We start from the raw sequence: 23,260 nt of genomic DNA on the forward strand, positions 1-23,260 counted from the left end.
GTACACCGGCGCCGGGTCGTTCGGCCCGCCGCGCCGCTCAACCGGACGCCGCGCCGGGCCTGCTCAGCCGCCGGGGGCTCGTCAGGAACCCCCAGCCCCACGACATGTGCATGGTGGCGTAGACGAGGGGCAGCCGCAGGCGCGCGCCCGTCGGCAGGCCGCTGCCGGTCACGGCCGAGCCGGCCAGGATCGCCAGCGCGTAGCCCCCGGGGATCAGCAGGCCGGGCCAGAAGAACGGGGACACGACGAAACCCGCGATGATGGCCGCCACCGCCACCGGGGGTGCGAGGTAGCGCAGGTTGATGGTGCCCTCGTGGGTCCTGGCCACCACCCTGCGCCAGCGGCCGTAGTGGAAGTACTGCTTGGCGAGGGCCTTGACCGAGGGCCTGGGCCGGTAGGAGACCCGCATCCGGGGCTGGAACCACACCAGGCCGCCCGTCTCGCGGATGCGGTGGTTCATCTCCCAGTCCTGGGCGCGCTGGAAGTGCTCGTCGTAGCCGCCGACCCGCTCCAGGGCCTCGCGGCGGAAGACCCCGAGGTATACCGTGTCGGCCGGGCCCGCCGTACCGCCGGTGTGGAACCGGGCGCCGCCGACGCCGATCTTGGACGTCATGGCGCGGGCCACGGCCTGCTCGAACGGCGTGACGCCCTCGGCGGCCATGACGCCGCCGACGTTGTCGGCGCCGGTCTCCTCCAGGGTCTCCACGGCCACCCTGAGGTAGTCGTCGGGGAGCATGGCGTGCCCGTCCACCCGCGCCACGATGCCGTGGCGGGAGGCGGCGATGGCGGCGTTGAGGGCGTTGGGAGTGCGGCCGGTCGGGTTCGGCACCACGACGACCCGGGGGTCCTCGGCGGCGATCGCGTCGGCGACCTCCTGCGTGCGGTCCCTGGACGGGCCGATGGCGAGCACGACCTCGATCGGGCCTGCGTACCGCTGCGACAGGACCTGCCGCACGGCCTCCCGAAGGTGGCGCTCCTCGTTCAGCACCGGGATGACGACGGAGATGGGGGGCCAGACACGTGTCTCGGGGGACGACGCCGGCGCGGGCGAGTCGGGAAACTGCTTCATGGCGTGGCTCACGCTACTGTACGAACCGGTACCTCATCGACCCAGCCGAGCCGGAGCCTAGGGGGCCATGGATGCGCGACCCGGAAGACGACGACTCGGGTGTGCAGATCGGCGGCGACGCCTACGGCAAGGTACGGCTGGCCCCCCGGCATGAGCGCAGGCCGGCCGGGAGGGCGCGGTCCCGGCGGCGCGGACTGCTCGTCGCGGGCGCGCTGTCGTCCCTGGTGCTGGGCGGCTCGGGGGTGATGTGGGCGCTGCCGAACTACGCGGCCGGCAAGATCCAGGCGGTCGACGCGGGGGTGGCGGGGTCGCGGCCCACCGGCGCGATGAACATCCTCGTCGTCGGCGTGGACCGGCGCGACGACCTCTCCAGGCAGCAGCAGAACGCGCTGAAGCTGGGCCGCGAGTCCGGGCAGCGCACCGACACCATGATGGTGGTCCACCTGTCGGAGGACCACGGCAGGGCGACCGTGGTCAGCCTTCCCCGCGACACCTGGACGACGATCCCCGGCAAGGGCGACCACAAGATCAACGCGGCGTACCAGCTCGGCGGCCCGAAGCTCGCCGTACGCGCGGTGCAGGCCGTGACCGGGCTGACGATCAACCATTACGTCGAGGTCAACGTGCTCGGCTTCATCGACGTGGTGGACGCGCTCGGCGGCGTCTCGGTCTGCACGCCGGTTCCGATCAACGATCCCAAGACCGGGCTGAACCTCCAGCCGGGGACGTACCCGCTGAACGGCGTCAAGGCCCTCTCCTACGCCCGCACCCGGGCCACGGCCCGCTCCGACCTCGACCGGATCGACCGTCAGCAGCAGGTGATCTCGGCCCTGCTGCACCAGGCGCTCAGCGGCGGCACGCTGACCAACCCGGCCAGGCTCGTCTCGTTCGTCGACAGCACCCTCGGCACGCTCCGGGTGGACGACGCGCTCCGCAAGGATCTGCTCGGCCTGGCCCGGCAGATCAAGGACGTCTCCACCGACGACGTCGCCTTCGCCACCGTCCCGCTCGCCGACGTCGACTACAAGACCCCGACGGGCGAGTCGGCCGTGCTGTGGGACAAGGACGCGGCCAGGGAGCTGTTCCGCCGGATCGCCGCCGACGAGCCGCTCGTCAAACCCTCGAAACCCGCCTCCCCCGCCGCGTCCGCCCCGGCGACGGCCTCCCCTTCGCCCGCCCCCTCGTCCACGGCCGGCGCGCTGACCGTGCCGCCCTCGCGGATCTCCGTCAAGGTGCTCAACGGCACCACGACCCCCGGTCTCGGCGCGCGGGTCAGGGGCGAGTTGCAGGGGGCCGGCTTCATGGTCCCCGAGGCCGCCGGCAACACCCCTGAGAAGGACCACGACGGGACGGTGGTCCGATACGGTCCCGGCCGCGAGGACTCGGCCCGGACCGTGGCCGCCGCCCTGCACGGGGCCGAGACGCGCCAGGTGGACGACCTCGGCGACCGGATCGAGGTCGTCGTCGGCCGGCGGTACCCGGGGGTCCGGAAGGTCACCGTCGACGAGGCCGCGGCGCCGTCGGCCACCTCGTCCGCCGCGCCGTCCGCGGGACCGTCCGCGCCCAGCGCCACCCCGGCGGCCAGGACGGCGACGGAGAACATCTGTAAAAAGTAATTTTTCCACATGAAAACCACCGCCCCGGGCAGAAACCACGCACGGAGGTGATGACCGTGGTTTTTTCAAATCCGACGTTCGAGGTGGAGAGCTGGCGCCAGGGCCCGTGCGCGGTGGTACGGGCGGCGGGCGAACTGGACATGGCGGTCGCACCCCGGCTGCGAGCCGAGGTGGACCGCGTCCTGGACGCCCCTGGCCGTCCCTGCCTGGTGATGGATCTGACGCAGGTGCCGTTCTGTGACTCCGTGGGCCTGGGCGTCCTGGTGAGCGCGCTCGCCCGGGTCAGGGACGCCCAGGGTCGTCTGATCCTGGTGGTGGGCCCAGGGATGATCACACATCTTCTGACGATCACCAATCTGGATCGTTACTTCGAGACCCGTTCCTCCCTGCGGGAGGCCTACGAGGCCGCCGCCTGACCGTTCCGGCCGGACCGGTCGCCCGGGTGGCGGGTCGCCGGCCCGGCCGGTCAGGCGGCGCTCGTGGGGGCTTGGCGGTTCAGCGGCCGGAGCCGTGGCGGGCCGGACCGCCGCGCAGCAGGGCCTCCCCGAGCGGGGTCAGCGTGTGCAGCACGGCGCTGCCCGTCCGGATCGTGGAGACGAGCCCGGCGTTGCGCAGGACCGCGGCGTGCTGGCTGGCGGAGGCGGGTGAGACGCCGGTCCGCTCGGCCAGCGCCGTGGTGGTGGCGGGCCTGCGCAGGGCGGCGAGCACGGCGGCCCGGGTACGGCCGAGCAGCGGCCCCAGGACGGCCGAGGCGCCGTCCGGCCGCTCCTCCGGGGCCATGGGGTACACCAGGGCGACGGTCCCGCCGGGCCGGTAGCCCACCACGGGAGCGGACGCGAAGTACGACGGGACCAGCGTCAGCCCGCGCCCGCACAGCGGGATGTCGTGGGTGCCGGCCGTACCGACGTGCAGGGTCGGCGGCTCCCACCGGCAGGCGACGCCGAGGGTGGCGAGGAGGGCGTCGACGCCGCCCCGCATCAGCGTCTCGGCGCGGAGCGCGCGGTCGGCCGTGGCGGCCGACCGGATCCGCGGCCACAGCGGCTCCATCGACGCGGTGAAGTAGTCGTCCAGCTCGCTGACGAGGGTCCGCTGCGCCGCCGCGCCGCCGTCGGCGAGCTCCCGGTACCACCCGGAGACCTCCCGGGAGGGGGTCAGATGGCTCAGATCGACGGCGAGCTCGGCGCCGGGCGTCCGCCTGACCCGCTCGATGCCCGCGGCGAAGTCACCGGCGTCCGGCTGGCACAGGAAGGCCGGCATCGCCGCGTCGCAGGAGACGAGGTCGAGGAGTCTGCCGACGCGGGCCCCCCGACCGGTGGCCATCTCCCTGTTCCATTCGAGGACGGCGGGCCGTGACCAGCCCGTGCCGCCCGGAGCGCCGCGGAGCCGGCGCAGGCTCAGGCCGATCTCCAGCAGCGCGTCCGGGGCCGGGGCGAGCGTGACCCTTCGCAGGTCCGTCTCGGTGAAGTGCAGGCGGATCATGCCGGTTACCTCCCGTCCGGAACCCCTTTTCAACCAGAGCTGAAAGGCGTTGCCTCCCGTGGCCGTCCGAATGATGCTCTGGAGGCGTGCCCGGAGCACGTGCCAGGCCGGGGCCCGGGGCACACACCGGAACACCGCGGCGACCGGCGGGAGAAGATCATGCGCCTCGACGATACCGCCTGTTCCGCCGATTTCGGCGGCTCCGGCGGCTTCACGGCCCCGCCGCGGGCGTGCCCCGTCCCCGAACCGGCCGATGGCCTGGTCCCGCGGTTCCCCCACGGGGCGCCGCCGCTTCCCCGCGCGGAGGTCGAGCGCCTCCTGGCGCGGAGGCCGCCCGGTCACGAGGACGTCGGCGCGCTCCTCGCCGGCCTCCTGCGGGACCTCTCCGCGCAGCGCGCCTCCCATGTCCCCGGCGTGGACGCACGGGCCGCCACCGCCGTCCTCGACCTGCTCGCGGCTCTCCTGACCCGGGAGCCGGGCGCGGGCCCGTCTCCCGTGGAGACCTCCCGCGCGAGCACGGTCGCGCGCGCCCAGGCGTTCATCGAGCGCAGGCTGGCCGACCCCGATCTCTCCCCCGCGCTCGTCGCCGCCGAGCACCACGTCTCCGTCCGCCACCTGCAGAAGCTCTTCGAGGAGCAGGGGCTCAGCGTGGCCGGCTGGATCCGGCGGCGGCGGCTCGAACGCTGCCGCCGCGACCTCTCCGACCCCGCGCGGAACGACCTGCCGGTCCGCGCCGTCGCCTTCCGGTGGGGCTTCACCAGCGAGTCGCACTTCAACCGGGCGTTCCGCGCGGCGTACGGCGCACCGCCCGCGACCTACCGCCGCCGCCTGCGGGAGTCGAGAGACCCTCGAACCACCTCCTGACGAAACGATCGCCGGGCGGCGAAATAGCACCGTTCCAAATCGGGATTTATCCGTAAAACGGTGATCAAGGAGGCGGCTCGGCTCCACTCTTGATCATGAGTGGGCGTCCCGGACCCGGTGGGCGCCCACGTCTCGAACCAAGGAAGCCTCATGATCAACCGTTATCGGACGGCGCTGGCGGCGCTGGTGACGCTCGCCGTCCTGGGCGCCGCGCCGACCGCCCCGGCGTCCGCGCTCACCCCGGCGCCCGCGCCCGCCTCGGCTCCCGTTCCGGCATCCGCGGCCACGCCCGTCAGCGCGACCTTCGCCGCCACGGACGACGTGTTCGTCAGCCAGGCCGAACCCGCCAAGAACTTCGCCACCGCGACCTGGCTGTCGATCTGCGGCGGCACCTGCAGCAGCAGCTCGGCCACCGGTCAGCGCATCGCCCTCACCAGGTTCAAGGTCACCGGCATCCCCGACGACGCCGAGAACGTCAAGGCCACCCTGGAGGTCGCCTCGACGCGGACGACCGACACCACCGTGACGGCCCGGGCGGTGACGGGCGGCTGGACGGAGGCGGCCACCTGGAACACCCGCCCGGCCCTCGGCGACGCGGCCGGCTCGCACACCGGATTCACCTCCGGCCAGACGGCCAAGCTGGACGTCTCCTCGGCCGTCACCGGCGACGGGACCTACTCCTTCGCCCTCACCCAGACCGATGACACCCCGACCGTGCTGTCCTCCTCGCGCGAGAGCGGCGACCGCGGCCCCAGGCTGACCGTCAGCTACACCGAGGGCTCCGGGGACGAGGCGAACGCCGGTCCGCTGCCGTTCGCCATGCCCGGCACGGCGCAGCTGCGGACCTCCGCCCGGAAGGTGTTCGCCCACTACTTCCCGCCCTACCCGGTCTCGCTGGACGACCAGGACCCGGCGAGCGACTACTACGCGCGGAACTACCTCAAGCCGGACGGCGAGAGCGGCAAGCACTCCGCGTACGGCGGGCTGCTGCGCGACCGGCCGCTGGGCCGCGCCCCGCTCAGCGGCGACTGGGCGTCGGCCGACTACAAGACCGAGGTGCGGCAGGCCGTCGCCGCGGGCCTGGACGGCTTCACCGTCGACATCCTGTCGGTGACGAGCAGCCAGTGGACGAGGGTGCGGAAGCTCGTCGCGGCCGCCGAGGCCGTCGACCCGGGTTTCAAGATCGTCCTCATGCCGGACATGAACGGCCTGGCCTCGGTCGACGCCGCCACCCTCGCCACCGCGCTGGCGGATCTCGCCGCCTCGAAGTCGGTCTACCGGCTCGGTGACGGGCGGCTCGTCGTCGCCCCGTTCAAGGCCGAGGGCCGCACCGCCGCCTGGTGGTCCGACTGGATGAAGACCATGGAGACCGAGCACGGGATCAAGGTGGCCCTCGTGCCCTGCCTCCTCGACTTCAACAAGTACCGCGACGCCTTCGGCCCGATCAGCTACGGCTTCGCGAACTGGGGCAACCGCAACCCCGCGGCCAACTCCTCCCTGACCACGAACATCGACACCGCGCACGGCATGGGCAGGATCTGGATGCAGCCGGTCTCCGTCCAGGACGAGCGCCCCAACCAGGGGATCTACGACGAGGCGGCCAACACCGAGAACCTCCGGGCCACCTGGAAGGGCGCGATCGACGGCAAGGCCGAGTGGGTGCAGCTCACGACCTGGAACGACTACTCGGAGAACACCCAGTTCGCCCCGTCGCGGAACGCGGGCTGGACCTACCTCGACATCAGCGCGTACTACCTGACCTGTTACAAGCTCGGCTGCCCGAAGATCACCAAGGACGTGGCGTACCTGACCCACCGGGTGCAGCCGTACGCCGCCCAGCCGTCCTACCCGGAGACCAAGCTCATGAAGCCGCGCGCGGGCGGCACGCCGTCCCGCGACACGGTCGAGGTGCTCACCATGCTGACGGCGGCGGGCAAGGTGTCGGTCACGGTCGGCGGCACCACGCAGACCTATGACGCGCCCGCCGGGGTCTCCGCCCGGACGTTCGCGCTGAAGGCGGGGACCGTCTCGGCGTCGGTCGCCCGGAACGGCGCCGCCGTGACCGCGGTGACCTCGCCGTACAAGGTCACGGCGACTCCGTACGTGCAGGACCTGCACTATCGCGCGGTGTCCAGCGGCCGGTCCTGACGGACCGGCGGGCACCGCGCCGCGCCCGTCCCCCCGCCCGCGAGGCTCGCGAGGCCCATGAGATCAATGAGGCCCTGAGACTCACAGGATCGCTCCGGGAGGGCGGGCGCTGCCCTTTTCCGCGTTCGCCGCGCGGGCCCCACACCCCCCCATTCGGATGTTCATATAATCTGGATTCAGTGAGCATCCTGATGACGTGATGACGGGTGGGGATTGGTGATGGCGCGATTGACCCGGGCGCAGCAGCAGGAGCGCACCCGCGCGGCCGTGCTGGCCGCGGCGAGGCGGGAGTTCGCCGAGCACGGATACGCCGTGACGAAGATCGACCGGATCGCCGAGCGGGCCGAGATGACCCGCGGCGCGGTGTACTCGAACTTCCCGACCAAGCGCGCGCTGTACCTGGCGGTGCTGGCCGACCTGGTCGAACGCTCCGCCGGCGAGGCCGGCCAGGCCGACGGGTCCGACGGGATCACCGGAGCCGCCGGGCAGGCACCGCGGCCGTCACCCGACTCGGTGGCCGGGTCGCTGGGCGCCTTCGCCCGGGTCTGGCTCGAACGGCTGCCGCTGACCGGCGACTCACCGGCCGACGGTCACCTGCGGTTGCGCTCGCTGTCCGGCGTGCTCGACGACGAACCGGCCCGGACCGCGCTGGCCCAGACCGCCCGGCTGGAGGCGTTGCTGCTCGCCCTCGCGCTTGAGTCGTACCCGCCGCCGGGCGTCCGGCGGGTACGGCTGGCCGAGCTGGCGCTGACACTGCTGAACGGCTCGGCGGGCCTGGCCGAGACCGCTCCCGGGTTCGGCGACCCGTTCGACGTGGTGCGCGCCTGCGACCATCTGGCCGGGATCGACCTGGCGGACGCCTGGGACCCGCCGCACCTGCCCTACGTCTCCCCGGCGCGCCCCTGCGACGACCCCTGGACGCCGCCGGCCGAGGTGTCCGACCGGATCACCGGCCGTCCGACCGGCCTCGGCGACGACGGCGTGATCGCGGTCCTGGGGGCCGGGCGGCTGGCCGCGGCGGAGGAGGCCGTCCGCGGCGCCCTCCCGGGCGACCGGGTGACCGTGGTCGTCGTGACGGGCGACCCGGCCGAGATCGGCCGTCTGGTACGGCTCAGGATCGACGACCTCACCGCGTGCCTGCGGCGCGTGTTCGCCCCCGGCGGGTGGCCGTCCCTCCGCCTGGTGCTCGACGATCGCGCCCTGGCCGCCGCGGCCCTCGGCCTGCCGGGCGTCGGCGACGCGACCGAGGCCGCCGTCCGGGTCAGGGACGGCAGGATCGTCGCCCGGGCCGAGGGCCGGGGCGCGGCCCACGCCGCGGCGGCCGCCGGTGCTCCGGGCGCCGGTGCTCCGGGCGCCGGTGCTCCGGGCGCCGGTGCTCCGGGCGCCGGTGCTCCGGGCGCCACGCGACACGGCGGGGGCGAAGCATGACGGCCTCCACGGCCGGCGACGACCTGCTGGTGCTCCACGCCCTCCGCTGCGCCGGGTTCACCGACCTGGCCAGGGTGGCCGCGGTGACGGGACTCGGCGAGTCCGACGTCGAGTCCGAACTCATCGACCTCGCCACCGCGGGCCACGTCACGTACACGGCGGGCTTCTTCGGCGGATGGGGCCTCACCGAGGCCGGCCGGGCCGCCGACGCCCGGTGGATCACCGAGGAGCTGGAGGCGGCCGGCGCCCGGACCGCCGTGGCCGGCGCGTACGACCGCTTCCTCGTCCTCAACCCGGAGCTCCTCGACATCTGCGGGGCCTGGCAGCTGCGCCCCGTCGGCGGGACGACGACGATGAACGACCACACCGACCCCGCCTACGACGCCCGGGTCCTCGGCCGGCTCACCGACCTCGACCGGCGGGCCCAGGCGGTCTGCGCGGACCTGTCCGCGGCGCTGCCGCGATTCGGGCGCTACCGCGTCCGCCTCGCCGACGCGCTCGCGCGGGCGACCGCGGGCGCGCTCGACTACGTGACAGACGACATGGCGTCGTACCACACGGTGTGGTTCCAGCTCCACGAGGACCTGCTCGCCACCCTGGGCATCCCCCGATGAGGTGGATCCACCCGCTCTCGCCGGACACCGGGGAGACGGCCGGCGCCATCGGCGGCAAGGCGTACGGCCTCGTCCTGCTGCGGCGGCTCGGGCTGCCCGTGCCGCCGGGGTTCGTCATCGGCACCGACGCGTGCCGCGCCTTCCTCCGTGACGGGCGGCTGCCCGACGGTCTCGACGGCGAACTCGCGGTCGCCGTCGCCGCCCTTGAGGACACGACGCGCCGCAGGCTCGGCGGGTCCGGGAGGCCGCTGGCGGTGTCCGTCCGCTCCGGCGGGCGCGAGTCGATGCCCGGCATGATGACCACGGTCCTCAACCTCGGCCTCACCGCCGCGGCCACGGCGGCGCTGGCGGCGGAGACGGGCGACACCCGGTTCGCGCTCGACGCGCGGCTGAGGTTCCTGTACGGCTTCGCCACCGCGACCACGGACCTGACCGCGGAGACCCTCGACGCCGTCGTGAGCGAGGCGACCGGGCGCGGACCCGATGCCACCGCCGTGGACGAGGCGACCGGCCACGGACCCGGCGGCGCCGCCGCGGGCGAGGCGGCCCGGCACGGGTCCGGCGACGCCGGGCGCCTGTCCCGCGCGATCCACGAGGTCGAGGCCGTCATCGGGCGGCGCGCCGGCCGGCCCGTCCCGGACGACGCGGCCGAGCAGCTCAGGCTGGCCGTCGCGGCGGTCTTCTCCTCGTGGGACACGCCGCGCGCGACGACCTACCGCGAGCTGCACGCCATCCCGCACGACCTCGGCACGGCCGTGATCGTGCAGGCGATGGTGTTCGGGAACCGCGACGACCGCAGCGGCACCGGTGTCGCGTTCAGCCGCGACCCCAACACCGGCGAACGCGTCCCGTTCGGCGAGGTCCTCTTCGGCCGCCAGGGCGAGGACGTCGTCTCGGGCAGATCGTCGACCCTTCCCCTGCGCGACCTGGCCGACCGGGAGCCGGGGGTGTGGGCCGCCCTTCTGGACGCCCTGGACCGCGTGGAGGCGCACCACCGCGACACGTGCTACCTGGAGTTCACCTTCGAGGCCGGTGAGCTGTGGCTCCTGCAGGCCCGGCCGGGCCGGTTCACCGGTGCCGCCGCCGTCCGTCTCGCGACGGATCTCGCCGACGAGGGCGTGATCGGACGCCACGAGGCGCTGCTCAGGGTCTCCCCCCACGATCTCCGGCACGCCCGCGCCCGCCGCCTGGCCGTGGCCGGCGGGGCCGGCGTCCTCGCCCGCGGGCTGGGCGCCTGTCCGGGCGTCGTGGCCGGCCGCGTGGCGACCACCGCGGACGGCGCGGTCCGGATGGCCGCGGAGGGCCCCGTCATCCTGGTGCGGCCGGAGACCTCACCGCTCGACATGCGCGGCATCGCCGTCGCCGCCGGAATCGTCACCGCCCGCGGCGGCCCGGCCAGCCACGCCGCGATCGTCGCGCGGACGATGGGCAAACCGGCCGTCGTGGGCGTCCCGGACCTCACCGTCACCGGCGCCTCCGTGCGGGCCGGCGGGCAGGTGCTCCCCGAGGGGACGCTCATCTCCATCGACGGGACCGGCGGCGAGGTCGTCCTCGGCAGCCCGTCCGTCACCACGGCCGCGACCGGCCCCCATCTGCTCCGCCTGCTCGAATGGGCCGACGAGGTGTCGGGCGACGCCTCCGGCCGCCCCGCCGACCAGCGCCTCCACGCGGCCCACGCCGCCCTCCGGCGGCGCCCCTGACGCCGCCGTCAGGGGCGCCGGCCGGCGCCGTCACGCGGACGTGCCGGGTGGACGGCGCGTGCCGCTCCGGCGCGGGCGACCGGTCGAGACGTGAGAACCCCGCCGCCCGGACCGCGGCGGCGGGGCTCTCACATGCCGGCGGCTACTTCAGCAGCTGCCGGGCCATCACCATGCGCTGGATCTGGTTGGTGCCCTCGTAGATCTGGGTGATCTTGGCGTCGCGCATCATGCGCTCCACCGGGTAGTCGCTGGTGTAGCCGTACCCGCCGAGGAGCTGCACGGCGTCGGTGGTGATCTCCATGGCCGCGTCGGAGGCGGCGCACTTGGCGGCGCTGGAGAAGAACGTCAGATCGGCCTGCGGCTCGCCGTGCATGGCCAGCTCGGACTTGGCGGCGGCGGCGTAGGTGAGCTGCCGGGCGGCCTCCAGCTTCATCGCCATGTCGGCGAGCATGAACTGCACGCCCTGGAAGTCGGCGATGGCCTTGCCGAACTGCTTGCGCTCCTTGACGTAGCCGACCGCGTAGTCGAGGGCGCCCTGGGCGATGCCCAGCGCCTGGGCGGCGATCGTGACGCGGGTGTGGTCGAGCGTGGCCAGGGCGGTCTTGAAACCGGTGCCCGGAGCGCCGATCATGCGGGACGCCGGGATGCGGACGTCCTCCAGGATGACCTGGCGGGTCGGGGAGCCCTTGATGCCGAGCTTCTTCTCCTTGGGCCCGAAGCCGACGCCCTCGTCGCTCTTCTCCACCACGAACGCGGAGATGCCGCGAGCCCCCGCGCCCGGCTCGGTCACGGCCATCACCGTGTAGTACTCCGACACCCCGGCGTTGGTGATCCACATCTTGGCGCCGTTGAGCACGTAGTGGTCGCCGTCGGCCACCGCACGGGTCTTCATCGAGGCGGCGTCGCTGCCCGCCTCGGCCTCCGACAGGGCGTAGGAGAACATCGCCTCACCACGCGCGACCGGCGCGAGGTAGCGCTGCTTGAGCTCCTCCGACGCCGACAGCAGCAGCGGTACGGTGCCCAGCTTGTTGACCGCGGGGATCAGCGAGGACGACGCGCAGGCCCGCGCCACCTCCTCGATGACGATCACGGCCGCCAGGGCGTCGCCCCCCGCTCCGCCGTACTCCTCGGGAACGTGGATGGCCTGCAGGTCCGCGGCGACCAGCGCCTTGTAGACGTCCCAGGGGAACTCCCCCGTCTCGTCGGCCTCGGCCGCACGGGGGGCGATCTTCTCGTCGGCGAGGGCGCGGACGGTCTCCCTGAGCATCTGGTGCTCTTCGGGCAGGGCGTAGAGAGGGAAGCTCATGGGCAAATAGTAGGACGTCCAACAATGCGTGGACCGATCCATCCCGTGTGAGATGTATCGCTGCCTGTTTATGCAGGTGGCAAAGTTGTCTCCTAGGATGCCGATACTCTGACGGCACAGAATCGGGCAGAACCGAAAGGAACGCCAGTGGCCTACCGCCTCACGATGGTGGGAACCGGATACCTGGGTGCGACGACGTCCGCGTGCATGGCGGAACTGGGCTTCGAAGTCCTCGGCGTCGACGTCGACGCCGAGAAGATCGCTCGGCTGCAGGCCGGGGATCTGCCCATCCACGAGCCCGGCCTGGAGGAGATCCTGCGGCGCAACCTCGCCGCGGGCAGGCTGCGCTTCACCACCTCCTTCGAGGAGGCCGCCGCCTTCGGTGACGTGCACTTCCTGTGCGTCGGCACCCCCCAGAAAGCCGGCGAGTACGGAGCCGACGTCTCCTACCTCGACGCCGCGATCGAGGCCCTGGCCCCGCACCTGCAACGCGAGTGCCTGGTCGTCGGCAAGTCCACCGTCCCGGTGGGCACCGCCCAGCGCCTGGCCGACAAGCTGGTCCGGCTGGCGCCCATCGGCGCCGGGGCCGAGCTGGCGTGGAACCCGGAGTTCCTGCGCGAGGGCTACGCCGTCCAGGACACCCTGCAGCCCGACCGGATCGTGCTGGGCGTGGCCTCCGACAAGGCCGAGAAGGTCATGCGGGAGGTGTACGCCTCGATGCTGGAGGCCGGCACCCCGATGGTGATCACCGACTACCCGACCGCCGAGCTGGTCAAGGTGGCCGCCAACGCCTTCCTCGCCACCAAGATCTCCTTCATCAACGCGATGGCGGAGGTCTGCGAGGCCGCGCACGCCGACGTCAAGCAGCTCTCGCAGGCCCTGTCCTACGACGACCGCATCGGCGGCAAGTTCCTCAACGCCGGCCTGGGCTTCGGCGGCGGCTGCCTGCCCAAGGACATCCGCGCCTTCATGGCCCGCGCGGGCGAGCTCGGCGCCGACCAGGCGCTGACCTTCCTGCGCGAGGTGGACGCGATCAACATGCGCCGCCGGGCCCGCATGGTCGACCTCGCCCGCGAGCTGGCCGGCGGCTCCTTCCGGGGCTGCTCGCTGACCGTGCTGGGCGCCGCGTTCAAGCCCAACTCCGACGACATCCGCGACTCGCCCGCGCTCGACGTCGCCGTCAAGATCAGTGAGCAGGGCGGCCGGGTCACCGTCTACGACCCCGTCGCGCAGGAGAACGCCCGCCGGGCCCACCCGCACCTGTCGTACGGCGAGTCGGCGCTGGAGGCCGCCCGCGGCGCCCACGTCGTGCTGCTGCTCACCGAGTGGCGGGAGTTCATCGAGCTCGACCCCGAGGCGCTGGGCGCCGTCGTGGCCGCCCGCAAGATGGTGGACGGCCGCAACGCCCTCGACGCCGAGGTCTGGCGCAACGCGGGCTGGCACTACCGCGCACTCGGCCGCCCGTAGCGGCGCCCCGCCGGGCGGGACGCCGTGGCCCCCATCAGCGCGATCACGGCCGCCGTCACGGCGTATCAGCACGGCTGCACGTCCTGACCGCCCGGGGTGAGGTTCCGCGGACGGGACCTCACCCCGGGCGGTCCGGCGGCGTCAGCCTCCCTGGACGCGCCCCTCGGGGCCCGCGTCGTTCCGGCCGCCCTGGGGACTGGCCTCGGGACCGGCGTCCCCACGGGGATCCACGGGTTCCGTGCCGCCCCGGGGATCGGCCTCGGGGCCCGCGTCACCGCCGCCGTAGCGTCGCTGGACGGCGTCGACGCCCTTGCCGATCTGCTCGTCGTACTTGTGTCCGGTCCGCTCGCCGGCGAACCGCTCCCCCTGGTCGAGCACCTGGTCGGCCTGATCCGGATGCTCCCTGGCGAGGTCCTCGGCCTTCTTCGCCCAGTCTCCGATACCGCTCATGACGACCCCTCCCTCTCGTCCTGTACGGCCGTGCTCAAGCCGGGCCCTACCCGCCTCCGGCGACGAAACACCCCGCCCCCGGCACGGCCCGCCTCGCGTACCGGGGTGTCCCGCGAGTCTCGCGTACGACACCGGCCGGCTCCGCGCATCCGCCGGAGCCGCAGGAGGTCACGGCGACTCCACGCCCACCGTCGCGGGCCGGTGCCGCCGCGCGCCGAGGAAGCGGACGACGACGAAGCCGGCGGCAGCGGCAGCCGCCGTCCACACGATCGCCTGTCCCATGACCTCGATCCGCTCGTTCCTGCCAGGTGGGAGCACGACCATCTGTACGGCCGCGCCGACCGGAACGGTCAGCCTCGCCAGCAGGCCGACCGTTCCCGGCCTCCTGGCGCAGGCGCCCACAACCCCCAGGGGCGCCCCGAAGAGGACGCTGGTGATCCACCACACGAGGGGTTCGGACTCGTACCAGGAGGACAGCGGCCCGCCGCCTCGGACGGTGTCCACGAAGCTGTAGGCCGCCGTGGCCGCGAGAAGGGCCAGGGCGCCGGCGGCGGCCGGGACCGTCATCCCGGAACGACCGTCGTCGGCGCGCGCGACCAGCCAGCCCACGAGGACCGCGAACCCCGCCCACGCCCAGCCGGAGTCCACCAACACGCTCACGATCTCCAGCGCCGACATCCCACCGGTGGTGGCGGCCCGGCTTTCGAGATCCGCGTAGTGATCGGAGACGGCGTTGGTCAGGGAGGTCGCCGCGCCGAAGCCCGCTCCGGCCGTCAGGGCGCCCGCCAGGATCTTCGCGAGGCGTGCCGTACCCGGTCGGTTCCGCCGTCGAGGGCTGTTTCGGTGGTCTTCAGTCACGGGTGCCTTTCTACCGCACCCGTCACAGGCCAGGAGAGGGCCGGACCGACGACCCCGCGAGTCGCGGGGTCGTCGACTCTCCGTCAGTCGTCGAGCCGACTGAAGGGCGGCGGGGGAATTGCCGATGGGCGACTGATTCGGCGGGATACCGGTCTTCCGTAATGTTCCGAGCCACGGGGACGAGCACCGCACCTCCGGGAGTGTTCCGGACGGCGGCGACGAGCGCGCCCCCGGAGTGTTCCGACGGCGGGACGAGCGCGTCCCCCGAGACCCCGGCCAGTGAGGAGACCGACATGCCGTACTTCGAGACCGCCGACGGCACCCGCCTGTCGTACGAGGACTACGGCGCCGGCGCGCCGATCGTGTTCGTCTCCAGTTGGGCGCTGAGCAGCGACATGTGGGAGTACCAGGTGCCGTTCTTCGCCGAGCGGGGGTACCGCTGCGTGCTTTTCGACCGGCGGGGCCACGGCCGCTCCGACCGCCCCTCGACCGGGTACGACACCGACACCCGGGCCGACGACCTCGCCGCCCTGATCGAGCACCTCGACCTGCGGGAGGTCACTCTGGTGGGGCACTCGGCCGGCGGCGGTGAGGTCGCCCGCTACCTGGCCCGGCACGGCGAGGACCGCGTCGCGCGCGTGGCGTTCGTCGCGGCGGTCCTGCCGTTCCTGAAGCTGACCGACGACAACCCCGGCGGCGTCCCCGAGGCGCTGAGCGAGGCCACGGTGGCCCGGTTCCAGAAGGACCGGCCCAAGTGGTTCGCCGACCGGGCGCAGGGCTTCTTCGCCACCCACCTGGGCAACGACGTCTCCCCCGCCCTGATCGACCTCACGATGCGGCAGTGCCTGGAGGCGTCCCCCTGGGCCACGACCGCCGTCTGGCGGGAGATGTTCTCCGCCGACCACCGGGACGCGCTGCGCGCGATGACCGTCCCGACGCTGATCGTCCACGGCGCCGCCGACCAGTCGGCCCGCGTCGAGCTGACCGGCCGGCGTACGGCGGAGCTCATGCCGAACGCCGTCTACAAGGAGTACCCGACCGCGGGTCACGGCCTGTACGTGACGCACAGGGATCAGCTCAACGCCGACATCCTGGAGCTGATCAAGGGCTGACCGGGCCGCGTGCCGTACGAAAGGTCACCCGTACTCGCGAAGAGCAGGAGGGTCCCACCTCGGTGGGGCCCTCCTTCGGTGTTCCGGACGGGTCAGTCGTCGAACTCGCCGAGCTTCACGCCGCCCACGAAGGCGTCCCACTCCGCCCGGGTGAAGAACAGCTTCGGCCCGTCAGGGTCCCTGGAGTCGCGCAGCACGTAAAGGGGGCCGAGATCGGCCTTGTGGCCGGTTGCCGGGGCGTCCACCACAGCCACCTCGACGCATTCGCCGCCGTCGTCCCCGGAGGCCGCCCTCCGCCAGACGGCGCCGCTCAGATCCGCCTCCATCTCACACCGCCTTCGCCGTGGGCCCGGCGCCCGCCCGGGACGCTCCTCGGTATCCCGGTCAGTATCCGGGCCGTCTCCCTCGCCCGCAACGGCCTGCCGTGAATCTTCCGTACGCCGGGGACGGGGTGGAACGACCAGCCCCGGGATGGCCCGTCGGGACCACGCCCGAACGCTTTGCGGCCAATCTCTCACGCAAAGTAATCAACTCGTGCCACGCTGTGAAGCGCAGTTCGACGAGCGACCGGAAGGACGGCGAGCATGCCCGAAATGGCTGACCGAGCCTTCCGATCATGAACCGCCCGCGCCGCCGGGTTCCGGGTGATGGCGGCGGCGCGGGTCACGGCCCGGGAGGGCACGGCGCGGACGACCGTCGGCCATCCCTTCCGGAAAAGCGGGTGGCTCCGCTCCCTCACCGGAGGAGGGAGGGAGCGGGGTCACCACCACGCGTCCTGCCGGGTGCCCTCCACCACCGCCCGGCCGGACCGTCCCCGATGGAGTCCCCCACCCAGCGGAGACCCACCCGGCGACGTGCCCCGTCCACGCGCCCCCGAGACGGGCGGCGGCACGCGAACCCGACGCCCATCCCTTTCCGCACGGAGAAGATCATGACCATCATCACCGACGACGCCCCGGCCGCGACGGCCGCGGCGCCCCGTCCCGGAGCCGCGGTCCATCGGGGGGACGCTCCGGATTCGCACGTCCATGACGCTCCGGAGACCACGCCGGCCTCCGGCCTCCCCGCAACGGCGCTCGCGCCCGGCGGCCCGGAGGCGACGCCCGCCCCGGGCGACCTGGGAACGGCGGGCGCCCCGAGGACCGGGCCCGACCTCGACCCCACGGGCGACCTGGAGGCGCTGGCCGAGTCCCTGGAGCGGCGGGGCCTGCTCGGACGGGTCCGTGTGGCCTACCGCCGTCCTCCCCAGCCGGTGAGGACCGATCCCGAACTGCGCGCCCTCACCGAAGAGGTCCGCGCCGCATCCCGTGAAGAAAGCTGGTGGCAGCAATGGTCCTGGACAGAACCGATCGCGCCGGCGGGCGAGGCGAGCACCGCCGCCGAGCCGACCTCCGCCGAGGCGATCCGCCCCCTCCTGCCCGCGCAGCGGCGGGACGAGGACAGCTCCTCGACGCCGCGGTCGCGGTAGGCGGCCCCCGCCCGGACCGGGCGGCCAGCCCCGGCCCGCCCGGCGCTCCCGGGACTCCGGTGGTCCCCATGACCTCAGAGGCTCCGAGGAGCACCGACCCGGACGATCTGGCCCGCGCCCTGCAGGCCAGCCGCCCCGGATGGGTGGTCCTCTGGCGTCCCTGGGCCCGCTCCTTCTGGGCGTTCCCCTGCTGGATCACCGATGACCCCCGGCCCGTCGAAGCGAGGCGGGCCGGTGACCTGCTTTCCTTGATGGCGGAGACCGAGGCGGCCGACGCCGCTCACCGGCGGGAACCCGTCGGCTAGGAACATGTGAGGGACGGCCGGCCAAGGGAAGCGGCCGGAACCGTCCGTCTCGGGTGCCCCGCCGCCTGGACCCCGCACCGGCGTCGCGGGACGGCCGTCGCCGTCCCCTCCGGACGTCCTCCCGTGCTTTCCGGACGATCCTCCGGCTCCGCGGACGGCCGGGCGCCTTCCCGAAACGGGCGGGTCAGCGGGTGGACACGGACCGCTTCTCCGCACCGTTGTTCTGGGAGTGGTCCCCCGCTCCCAGGCTTCCGAAGACCGCCGTCACCGCCACGGTGAGCCCGAGGACGGCGCGTACCGCGTTCCGCATGATTCTCACCTCCATAGCATGGAGGTCTGTTTCTTCCCTGGATGCGATCGGCTATCCCCGGTGCCACCGAGATATCACTGCATCTGCACCATATTGCGCCTTTTTGCGGTCTTCCGATCTTGACGCCGGCCGATTCTCCCGCCTCGAAGCCCGTCGGCTCGGCGCACCCCGGGAACTCATGAGCCGCCCGGCTCGGCACGCCCCGGCACCCCTGAGCCACCCGTCCCGCGCGCGCTCAGGCCCCGCTCGCCGGGGCCGCCGGACCACCCGGGGTGAACCGCCCGCCCGGCGCGCTCAGGCCCCGAGGTCGGCGGCCTCCGCGCGGAGCCTGGCGCCCTTGGCGTGGGCCTGCTCCTTCAGCGTCACCTGGAACGCCTCCATCCTGGCCCGCAGCTCCTCGTCGGCGGCGGCGAGGATCCGTACGGCCAGCAGCCCCGCGTTGCGGGCGCCACCGATGGCGACGGTCGCCACCGGCACCCCGGCGGGCATCTGGACGATCGACAGCAGGGAGTCCATGCCGTCGAGGTACTTCAGCGGGACGGGCACGCCGATCACCGGCAGGGGGGTGACCGAGGCGAGCATCCCGGGCAGGTGGGCGGCTCCCCCGGCGCCCGCGATGATCACCTTCAGGCCGCGCCCGGCGGCCTCCGCCCCGTAGGCGATCATCTCGTCGGGCATGCGGTGCGCGGAGACCACGTCGGCCTCGAACGCCACCCCGAACTCGGCCAGCGCCTCGGCGGCGGCCTTCATCACCGGCCAGTCGGAGTCGCTGCCCATGACGATGCCGACGTCGGTCATGCCTTCTCCTCGCGATCTCATGCTCTCGTGGTCTCGTGGTCTCGTGACCTCAACGGTCTCGCCGTCTCGCGGACCGCGCCGTGGGGCTCTCGGTGCCGTGGACGCTCAGGTGTAGACGCCCTCGGAGAGGTAGACGGCGGCGTGCCTGGCCCGGGCCCGGACCTCGTCGAGGTCGGTGCCGAGGGCCGTGACGTGGCCGATCTTGCGGCCGGGCCGTACCTCTTTACCGTAGAAGTGGACCTTGATCCCCGGGTCGTGGGCCATCACGTGCTCGTAGCGGGAGAAGACGTCCGGGTCGTCGCCGCCCAGGAGGTTGGCCATCACCACGACGGGGGCCGACATCGAGGGCGAGCCGAGGGGAAGGTCGAGCACGGCGCGCAGGTGCTGCTCGAACTGGGAGGTGCGGGCGCCGTCGATGGTCCAGTGGCCGCTGTTGTGCGGGCGCATGGCCAGCTCGTTCACCACGAGCCCGGAGGGGGTGGCGAACATCTCGACGGCCAGCAACCCGGTCACGCCCAGCTCGTGGGCGATGTTCAGGGCGATCCGCTGGGCCACCGCGGCCTGCTCGGGGTCGAGGCCGGGAGCGGGGGCGAGCACCTCCACGCAGATGCCGTCGCGCTGGACGGTCTCCACCACCGGGTAGCTGACGCCCTGGCCGTGCGGGGACCGGGCGACGAGGACGGCCAGCTCGCGCTCGAACGGCACGAACGCCTCCGCCATCAGCGGCACCCCGGAGGCCAGCACCTCGGCGGCCTCCTCGGCGGACCGGCAGACCCAGACGCCGCGGCCGTCGTAGCCGCCGCGGACCGCCTTCAGCACGACCGGCCAGCCGTGCTCGGCGCCGAACGCCTCGACGTCGGCGGCGGTCTCGATCCGCCGCCAGGGTGGGCAGGGGGCGCCGATCGCGGTCAGCCGCTCGCGCATCACGGCCTTGTCCTGGGCGTGAACCAGCGCGTCGGCGCCGGGGTGCACGGCGAGGCCGTCGGCGGCCAGCGCGCGGACGTGCTCGGTGGGGACGTGCTCGTGGTCGAAGGTGACGGCGTCGCACCCCTTGGCGAAGTCGCGCAGGTCGGCCAGCTCGCGGTAGTCGCCCAGGCGTACGTCGGAGATCACCCGGGCGGCGCTCTCGCCGGGGGCGCCGGCCAGCACCCGCAGCTCCACTCCGAGGGCGATCGCCGCCTGCTGGGTCATCCGGGCCAGCTGACCGGCTCCGATCATGCCGACGACCGGGCCGATGGAAGGTGCGGAGGAAGGGCTGCTCACGTCGGTCGAGTTTACCGGCCCGGTACGGCCGGTCGCCGCGAGCCCCGGAGCGGCCTGCCACGTGACGTCCCCGGACCGGTTCCGTCCGTGTCGGCCGTGGAAAACGGTGATCATGCATGTCCGGCGGCCTTCGGTCGGAGTAACGCGATGTTGACCGATTTATCCGACTCATCCTGATATTTCGTGGAATGTGTTACCCGACCGCTGACATCCCCACCGATCCACCGGGACGCGGAACGGGCAGGTATCCCGGTACCCTGACAGCGCAAGTGTCCGGGGTCCCCGAGCGGCGGGTCCTCAGCCGACCGAAAGGACCAGGCAAAGACGTGGAGTTTCTGCGACGCGCCTACCTGCGGTTCGCCGACCTGGCGAAGGAACTGGCGAAGTTCGGGACCATCGGGGGGATCGCCTTCCTCATCGACACCGGCGGCTTCAACCTCGTCCAGTACGGCCTGCACCAGGGCCCGCTGACCTCCAAGGTGGCCTCCACGGTCGTGGCGACCACCTTCGCCTACTTCGGCAACCGCTACTGGACCTACCGCCACCACGAGCAGAGCGGCCTGGCCCGGGAGTACTTCCTGTTCTTCCTGCTCAACGCCGTCGCCCTGCTGATCGGCCTGCTCTGCCTCGGCTTCACCCACTACACGCTGAAGCTGACCGACCCGCTGAGCATGAACCTCGCCAACCTCGTCGGCATCGGCCTGGGCACGCTGTTCCGCTTCTGGTCCTACAAGAAGTGGGTCTTCCTGGCTGCCACGGAAGAGGTGCCGAAGGAACTGCCCGACGACATCACGCGGGCCCGCTGACCACCCGGTTCCTCGGCGTCTCGGCCTTGCGCAGGAACAGCGCGAACACCGCGGGGCGGGGCCGTACGAGCTCCAGGCGGCCGCCGTCGGCGGCGGCCAGCGCGCGGGCCAGGGTCAGCCCCAGGCCGGTGCCGCCCTTGCCGCTGACGTTCCGCTCGAACACCCGGCCGGCGAGGTCGTCGGCGATGCCCTCCCCCTCGTCGGCCACCTCGACCACGACGGAGGTGTCCTTCTCGCTGGTGGTCACCGTCACCGTGCCGTCGCCGTGCCGCAGCGAGTTCTCCAGCAGCGTGGAGATCACCTGACTGATGCCGCCGCTGGTGGCCAGCGGGCGCAGGCCGCGCGTGCCCTCCAGCCGGATGTCCCGCCCCATCCGGCGGAACGCCGGACCCCACTCGGTGAGCTGCTGCTCCAGTATCCGGTCGAGCTTGACGGCCTCGGCCTGGGCGTGCCGCTGCCGCCGGGCCGCGGCGAGCAGCTCGTCGATCACGGCGGTGAGCCGCTCGGCCTGCACGATCGCGGCCTCGCCCTCCTCCTTGACGACCGACGGGTCGTGCGCGGCGGCGACGATCTCCTCCAGCCGCATGGTCAGGCCGGTGAGCGGGGTGCGGAGCTGGTGGGAGGCGTCGGTGGCGAACTCGCGTTCCCTGGCCAGCAGGTCGGAGATGCGGGTGGCGCTGCGGTCGAGCACCTCGGCCACCCGGTCGAGCTCCTGGATCCCGTAGCGGTGCTTGCTCGGCCGGGCGTCCCCCGAGCCGAGCCGCTCAGCGATCATCGCCAGGTCGCTGAGCGGAAGCGTCAGGCGGCGCGACTGCACGATGGCGAGCCCGACCGCCACCGCGAGCGCGGCCGTGGCCAGCCCGAGGATGAGCAGCAGCCACGCCCGGACCTCCCGCGCCACCGCGGTGCGGTCCCGGGTGACCGCGACGTACACCCCGTTCTCCGACTGGGCGTCCTCGGTCATCTTGCGATTGTCCGAGGGCTCGGTTCCCACCGTCGTCACCTGCGGCGGCGTGCCCTTGACGTAGATCTGGATGTACCGGTCGGGATACTTGCGCGCCAGCTGCACGGGATCGATGGGCTGGTCCTGCAGCCGGGCGTACTCGACCTCGTTCAGCAGGCTCTTGGCCTGCGAGACGAGACCCTGGGTCGCCTCTTCCTCGATCAGCCGGTTCACGGCCACGCCGAGCGGGATGCCGAGCAGCAGCACCGCGATGACCGCGACGAGCAGGGTGGAGGAGAGGAGCCGGCGGCGCATCCCCTACTCTCGCTCGAAGCGGAAGCCGACCCCCCGGACGGTCGTGATGTACCGCGGCTTGGCGGCGTCGTCGCCGAGCTTGCGGCGCAGCCACGATATGTGCATGTCCAGGGTCTTGGTGGAGCCCCACCAGTTGGTGTCCCACACCTCGCGCATGATCTGCTCGCGGGTGACCACCTTTCCGGCGTCCCGGACGAGGACCCGGAGCAGGTCGAACTCCTTGGTCGTGAGGTGGAGCTCCTTGTCGCCCATCCACGCGCGACGGGAGTCGGCGTCGATGCGGACGCCCTGCACGACGGGCGTCTCGGACGTGCCACGCCGCAGCAGGGCGCGCACCCGGGCGAGGAGCTCGGCGAGGCGGAAGGGTTTGGTGACGTAGTCGTCGGCTCCGGCGTCGAGGCCGACGACGGTGTCGACCTCGTCGACGCGGGCCGTGAGGATGAGCACGGGTGTGCCGTGCCCCTCCGCGCGAATGCGCCTGGCGACTTCGAGGCCGTCCATCTCGGGCAGGCCGAGGTCAAGAACTATCAAGTCGATGCCACCCGACAGCGCCCGCTCCAGGGCCTGCGGGCCGTCGGGGCTCACCTCGACTTGGTAACCCTCGCGGCGCAGCGCACGCGCGAGCGGTTCGGAGATCGAGGTGTCATCCTCGGCGAGAAGTACACAGGTCATAACGCGATCGTAGGACCTTAGAGGATCGTTTCCCCGGTACAGCGCGCGGTTTGACTCGTCATTGACCTATCCATTGACCTGGGCAAACACTGATAAATCCCGGATAGTCACGCCGCAACGCCCCGCGGTCGCGTGGTACGGCTCCCGCATCGGAAGAACCTCGAAAGGGCAGTCTTCCCAATGACCCGGATAACAGAACCCGTAAATCCCCCTGTAAGGGATTTGACGGGCGCGTCCCGGCGATCATCCCGAAAAGGCCCGCGGCGTCC

At 72.8% G+C, this 23,260-nt stretch carries 23 protein-coding genes; 12 read left to right on the forward strand and 11 right to left on the reverse strand.

Annotation, left to right across the window (positions count from 1 at the left end; translation table 11 throughout):
• Positions 1-37: 37 nt before the first annotated feature.
• Positions 38-1,069, reverse strand: coding sequence for a glycosyltransferase family 2 protein (locus HDA43_RS10135; RefSeq protein WP_179819468.1), 1,032 nt, complete (start codon positions 1,067-1,069; stop codon positions 38-40).
• A gap of 71 nt (positions 1,070-1,140) precedes the next feature.
• Between HDA43_RS10135 and HDA43_RS10140 the strand changes: the two genes are divergently transcribed.
• Positions 1,141-2,685, forward strand: a complete 1,545-nt coding sequence (locus HDA43_RS10140) for an LCP family protein (RefSeq protein WP_179819469.1) — start codon at positions 1,141-1,143, stop codon at positions 2,683-2,685.
• 56 nt (positions 2,686-2,741) lie between these two features.
• Positions 2,742-3,101 (forward strand): STAS domain-containing protein, encoded by a 360-nt coding sequence (locus HDA43_RS10145; protein ID WP_312873154.1) that lies wholly within the window; start codon positions 2,742-2,744, stop codon positions 3,099-3,101.
• Between the two features lie 79 nt (positions 3,102-3,180).
• Here HDA43_RS10145 and HDA43_RS10150 read toward each other — a convergent pair whose 3' ends face one another.
• Positions 3,181-4,164 (reverse strand): ArsR/SmtB family transcription factor, encoded by a 984-nt coding sequence (locus HDA43_RS10150; RefSeq protein WP_179819470.1) that lies wholly within the window; start codon positions 4,162-4,164, stop codon positions 3,181-3,183.
• Between the two features lie 159 nt (positions 4,165-4,323).
• Here HDA43_RS10150 and HDA43_RS10155 point away from each other — a divergent pair, with 159 nt between their 5' ends.
• The 5 genes from HDA43_RS10155 (at position 4,324) to HDA43_RS10175 (ending at position 10,918) form a co-directional block, all read left to right on the forward strand.
• On the forward strand, positions 4,324-5,028 hold the full coding sequence (locus HDA43_RS10155) for a helix-turn-helix domain-containing protein (RefSeq protein ID WP_179819471.1): 705 nt from the start codon (positions 4,324-4,326) through the stop codon (positions 5,026-5,028).
• 150 nt (positions 5,029-5,178) lie between these two features.
• Positions 5,179-7,176 (forward strand): glycoside hydrolase family 71 protein, encoded by a 1,998-nt coding sequence (locus tag HDA43_RS10160; RefSeq protein ID WP_179819472.1) that lies wholly within the window; start codon positions 5,179-5,181, stop codon positions 7,174-7,176.
• Between the two features lie 219 nt (positions 7,177-7,395).
• Positions 7,396-8,604, forward strand: coding sequence for a helix-turn-helix domain-containing protein (locus HDA43_RS10165; RefSeq protein WP_179819473.1), 1,209 nt, complete (start codon positions 7,396-7,398; stop codon positions 8,602-8,604).
• On the forward strand, positions 8,601-9,218 hold the full coding sequence (locus tag HDA43_RS10170) for a transcriptional regulator (protein WP_179819474.1): 618 nt from the start codon (positions 8,601-8,603) through the stop codon (positions 9,216-9,218). Before HDA43_RS10165 ends, HDA43_RS10170 begins: the two co-directional genes overlap by 4 nt.
• Positions 9,215-10,918 carry a pyruvate, phosphate dikinase gene (locus HDA43_RS10175; protein WP_179819475.1) on the forward strand — a complete coding sequence of 568 codons (1,704 nt, stop codon included), beginning with the start codon at positions 9,215-9,217 and terminating at the stop codon, positions 10,916-10,918. Before HDA43_RS10170 ends, HDA43_RS10175 begins: the two co-directional genes overlap by 4 nt.
• A gap of 142 nt (positions 10,919-11,060) precedes the next feature.
• On the opposite strand, the gene HDA43_RS10180 is transcribed toward HDA43_RS10175, so the two are convergent.
• Positions 11,061-12,224 (reverse strand): acyl-CoA dehydrogenase family protein, encoded by a 1,164-nt coding sequence (locus HDA43_RS10180; protein ID WP_179819476.1) that lies wholly within the window; start codon positions 12,222-12,224, stop codon positions 11,061-11,063.
• A 147-nt stretch (positions 12,225-12,371) separates the two neighbouring features.
• Between HDA43_RS10180 and HDA43_RS10185 the strand changes: the two genes are divergently transcribed.
• Positions 12,372-13,691 (forward strand): UDP-glucose dehydrogenase family protein, encoded by a 1,320-nt coding sequence (locus HDA43_RS10185; protein WP_179819477.1) that lies wholly within the window; start codon positions 12,372-12,374, stop codon positions 13,689-13,691.
• Between the two features lie 141 nt (positions 13,692-13,832).
• Here HDA43_RS10185 and HDA43_RS10190 read toward each other — a convergent pair whose 3' ends face one another.
• Together HDA43_RS10190 and HDA43_RS10195 are read right to left on the reverse strand one after the other, a co-directional pair.
• The gene (locus HDA43_RS10190) at positions 13,833-14,141 is read right to left on the reverse strand and encodes an antitoxin (protein WP_179819478.1); all 309 of its coding nucleotides are present in this window, start codon (positions 14,139-14,141) and stop codon (positions 13,833-13,835) included.
• Positions 14,142-14,309: 168 nt separating this feature from the next.
• A complete protein-coding gene (locus HDA43_RS10195; protein ID WP_179819479.1) occupies positions 14,310-14,999 on the reverse strand; it encodes a hypothetical protein in 690 nt (229 codons plus the stop codon).
• Positions 15,000-15,292: 293 nt separating this feature from the next.
• On the opposite strand from HDA43_RS10195, the gene HDA43_RS10200 reads away from it, so the two are divergent.
• Positions 15,293-16,111 carry an alpha/beta fold hydrolase gene (locus tag HDA43_RS10200; protein ID WP_179819480.1) on the forward strand — a complete coding sequence of 273 codons (819 nt, stop codon included), beginning with the start codon at positions 15,293-15,295 and terminating at the stop codon, positions 16,109-16,111.
• Positions 16,112-16,203: 92 nt separating this feature from the next.
• On the opposite strand, the gene HDA43_RS10205 is transcribed toward HDA43_RS10200, so the two are convergent.
• A complete protein-coding gene (locus HDA43_RS10205) occupies positions 16,204-16,437 on the reverse strand; it encodes a DUF397 domain-containing protein (protein WP_179819481.1) in 234 nt (77 codons plus the stop codon).
• Between the two features lie 605 nt (positions 16,438-17,042).
• Between HDA43_RS10205 and HDA43_RS10210 the strand changes: the two genes are divergently transcribed.
• Together HDA43_RS10210 and HDA43_RS10215 are read left to right on the forward strand one after the other, a co-directional pair.
• Positions 17,043-17,579, forward strand: coding sequence for a hypothetical protein (locus HDA43_RS10210; RefSeq protein WP_179819482.1), 537 nt, complete (start codon positions 17,043-17,045; stop codon positions 17,577-17,579).
• A 68-nt stretch (positions 17,580-17,647) separates the two neighbouring features.
• A complete protein-coding gene (locus tag HDA43_RS10215; protein ID WP_179819483.1) occupies positions 17,648-17,884 on the forward strand; it encodes a hypothetical protein in 237 nt (78 codons plus the stop codon).
• 184 nt (positions 17,885-18,068) lie between these two features.
• On the opposite strand, the gene HDA43_RS35890 is transcribed toward HDA43_RS10215, so the two are convergent.
• From HDA43_RS35890 to HDA43_RS10225, 3 genes are all read right to left on the reverse strand, one after another.
• Positions 18,069-18,194: a hypothetical protein gene (locus HDA43_RS35890; RefSeq protein WP_281395034.1), complete on the reverse strand. Its 126-nt coding sequence runs from the start codon at positions 18,192-18,194 to the stop codon at positions 18,069-18,071.
• A 294-nt stretch (positions 18,195-18,488) separates the two neighbouring features.
• Positions 18,489-18,992 (reverse strand): 5-(carboxyamino)imidazole ribonucleotide mutase, encoded by a 504-nt coding sequence (purE, locus tag HDA43_RS10220; protein WP_179819484.1) that lies wholly within the window; start codon positions 18,990-18,992, stop codon positions 18,489-18,491.
• Positions 18,993-19,097: 105 nt separating this feature from the next.
• Positions 19,098-20,255 (reverse strand): 5-(carboxyamino)imidazole ribonucleotide synthase, encoded by a 1,158-nt coding sequence (locus tag HDA43_RS10225; RefSeq protein WP_312873157.1) that lies wholly within the window; start codon positions 20,253-20,255, stop codon positions 19,098-19,100.
• Positions 20,256-20,581: 326 nt separating this feature from the next.
• Between HDA43_RS10225 and HDA43_RS10230 the strand changes: the two genes are divergently transcribed.
• Positions 20,582-21,061, forward strand: a complete 480-nt coding sequence (locus HDA43_RS10230) for a GtrA family protein (protein ID WP_189246635.1) — start codon at positions 20,582-20,584, stop codon at positions 21,059-21,061.
• Here HDA43_RS10230 and HDA43_RS10235 read toward each other — a convergent pair.
• Together HDA43_RS10235 and HDA43_RS10240 are read right to left on the reverse strand one after the other, a co-directional pair.
• Positions 21,045-22,319 carry an ATP-binding protein gene (locus tag HDA43_RS10235; RefSeq protein WP_179819486.1) on the reverse strand — a complete coding sequence of 425 codons (1,275 nt, stop codon included), beginning with the start codon at positions 22,317-22,319 and terminating at the stop codon, positions 21,045-21,047. The genes HDA43_RS10230 and HDA43_RS10235 overlap by 17 nt on opposite strands.
• 3 nt (positions 22,320-22,322) lie before the next feature.
• On the reverse strand, positions 22,323-22,991 hold the full coding sequence (locus HDA43_RS10240; RefSeq protein WP_012888073.1) for a response regulator transcription factor: 669 nt from the start codon (positions 22,989-22,991) through the stop codon (positions 22,323-22,325).
• Positions 22,992-23,260 lie beyond the last annotated feature (269 nt).

This window comes from Streptosporangium sandarakinum (assembly GCF_013409935.1).
GTDB classification, from domain to species: Bacteria; Actinomycetota; Actinomycetes; order Streptosporangiales; family Streptosporangiaceae; genus Streptosporangium; species Streptosporangium nondiastaticum.

Bases quoted from the DNA above. Each gene is read 5' to 3' on its own strand.
- HDA43_RS10135 (WP_179819468.1), bottom strand. From the start codon at position 1,069: ATGAAGCAGTTTCCCGACTCGCCCGCGCCGGCGTCGTCCCCCGAGACA.
- HDA43_RS10140 (WP_179819469.1), top strand. From the start codon at position 1,141: ATGCGCGACCCGGAAGACGACGACTCGGGTGTGCAGATCGGCGGCGAC.
- HDA43_RS10150 (WP_179819470.1), bottom strand. From the start codon at position 4,164: ATGATCCGCCTGCACTTCACCGAGACGGACCTGCGAAGGGTCACGCTC.
- HDA43_RS10155 (WP_179819471.1), top strand. From the start codon at position 4,324: ATGCGCCTCGACGATACCGCCTGTTCCGCCGATTTCGGCGGCTCCGGC.
- HDA43_RS10160 (WP_179819472.1), top strand. From the start codon at position 5,179: ATGATCAACCGTTATCGGACGGCGCTGGCGGCGCTGGTGACGCTCGCC.
- HDA43_RS10165 (WP_179819473.1), top strand. From the start codon at position 7,396: ATGGCGCGATTGACCCGGGCGCAGCAGCAGGAGCGCACCCGCGCGGCC.
- HDA43_RS10170 (WP_179819474.1), top strand. From the start codon at position 8,601: ATGACGGCCTCCACGGCCGGCGACGACCTGCTGGTGCTCCACGCCCTC.
- HDA43_RS10175 (WP_179819475.1), top strand. From the start codon at position 9,215: ATGAGGTGGATCCACCCGCTCTCGCCGGACACCGGGGAGACGGCCGGC.
- HDA43_RS10180 (WP_179819476.1), bottom strand. From the start codon at position 12,224: ATGAGCTTCCCTCTCTACGCCCTGCCCGAAGAGCACCAGATGCTCAGG.
- HDA43_RS10190 (WP_179819478.1), bottom strand. From the start codon at position 14,141: ATGAGCGGTATCGGAGACTGGGCGAAGAAGGCCGAGGACCTCGCCAGG.
- HDA43_RS10200 (WP_179819480.1), top strand. From the start codon at position 15,293: ATGCCGTACTTCGAGACCGCCGACGGCACCCGCCTGTCGTACGAGGAC.
- HDA43_RS10205 (WP_179819481.1), bottom strand. From the start codon at position 16,437: ATGGAGGCGGATCTGAGCGGCGCCGTCTGGCGGAGGGCGGCCTCCGGG.
- HDA43_RS10210 (WP_179819482.1), top strand. From the start codon at position 17,043: ATGACCATCATCACCGACGACGCCCCGGCCGCGACGGCCGCGGCGCCC.
- HDA43_RS10215 (WP_179819483.1), top strand. From the start codon at position 17,648: ATGACCTCAGAGGCTCCGAGGAGCACCGACCCGGACGATCTGGCCCGC.
- HDA43_RS35890 (WP_281395034.1), bottom strand. From the start codon at position 18,194: ATGCGGAACGCGGTACGCGCCGTCCTCGGGCTCACCGTGGCGGTGACG.
- purE (WP_179819484.1), bottom strand. From the start codon at position 18,992: ATGACCGACGTCGGCATCGTCATGGGCAGCGACTCCGACTGGCCGGTG.
- HDA43_RS10235 (WP_179819486.1), bottom strand. From the start codon at position 22,319: ATGCGCCGCCGGCTCCTCTCCTCCACCCTGCTCGTCGCGGTCATCGCG.
- HDA43_RS10240 (WP_012888073.1), bottom strand. From the start codon at position 22,991: ATGACCTGTGTACTTCTCGCCGAGGATGACACCTCGATCTCCGAACCG.